The 1,184-nt window shown below is 71.9% G+C and carries 1 protein-coding gene; it reads left to right on the top strand.

Annotated features, from left to right (window positions below):
- Window positions 1-1,173 (top strand): hypothetical protein (locus AB0C29_RS49430; RefSeq protein ID WP_360835456.1); only part of this gene is annotated, 1,173 nt, incomplete at its 5' end.
- Between the last annotated feature and the right edge of the window lie 11 nt (window positions 1,174-1,184).

Below are 1,184 nucleotides of genomic sequence, written 5' to 3' on the forward strand. Positions count from 1 at the left end.
GCGGCGGGCAGCACCCCGGTCACCCCGAACGGCCTGCTGGTCAAGGTGGTGGCGGTCGACGGCCGGACGGTCGAGGCCGGGCCGGCGAAACTCACCGAGGCGATCGCCGAGGCCACGATCGACGAGACCTTCGCCCTCGGGACCGGCGACATCAGCGCCCGCTCGGCCGGCGGCCCGGTGGTCCAGCCGATCAGACGTACGGTGTCCTGCACCAACGCCGCGAAGGCGGAGATCACCGGGTCGATCAGCATCACGCCGAGCTTCGACTTCGACGCGTCGTGGAGCCCGCGCGGGGTCTCCGCCGTGTCGTTCACCGGAACGCTGACCGAGGACGCGCAGCTCAAGGCCTCGATCAGCGGCAGCGCGGCCTGCTCGCTCAAGGAGACTCCGCTGCTGGCCAAGCCGATCCGGTTCCAGCCGATCACCTTCTCGGCCGGCCCGGTGCCGGTCGTGATCACCCCGGAACTCCAGCTCTACCTGGACGCCACCGGCTCGGTGCAGGCCGCGCTGGAGACCTCGGCCGGGCAGACCGCGGCGGTCAAGGCGGGCCTGGCCTACCGCGACGGTACGGTCAGCCCGGTCGCCGACTTCAGCACCAAGTTCACGTACCAGCCGCCGACGGTCAGCCGGAACGCGACCGCGCAGGCCGGGGTGGCACCGAAGTTCAGCTTCCTGATCTACGGCGTCGCCGGGCCGCAGCTGAGCACCCGCGCGTACGTCCGCCTCGACGCGACGCCACAGTGGACGCTCAAGGCGGGCCTGACCGCGGGGGCCCGGCTGGTCGTCCCCCAGCTGGGCGTGGCCCAGGGCAAGGACGACATCATCCGGTACGAGAAGACGCTCGCCACCGCCGGCAGCCCCACCACCGGGTCCCGGACAACCATCTCGGCCAGCCGGGCCACCGCGAAAGTCGGTGACCAGGTGACCATCACCGGCAAGGTTCTCAACGGCGACGGCAGCCCCGTGCGCGACGGCTTCCTCTACGTCGCCTGGCACTCCCCGAGCCGTACCGGCAAGGGCAAGGTGACCGACCTGCGGACGGCCGCGGACGGCTCGTTCAGCCTGACCGTGACCGTGGACGAGAAGGGCCGGCACTCGTTCTCGGCGACGTTCCCGGGCTCGGCGGACGCCGACAACGGCTCCGAGGCCTCGGTGGCGGTGACCGTCGGCTGACCCGTTCGGGG

This window comes from Actinoplanes sp. NPDC048791, from assembly GCF_040650095.1.
Lineage (GTDB): Bacteria > Actinomycetota > Actinomycetes > Mycobacteriales > Micromonosporaceae > Actinoplanes.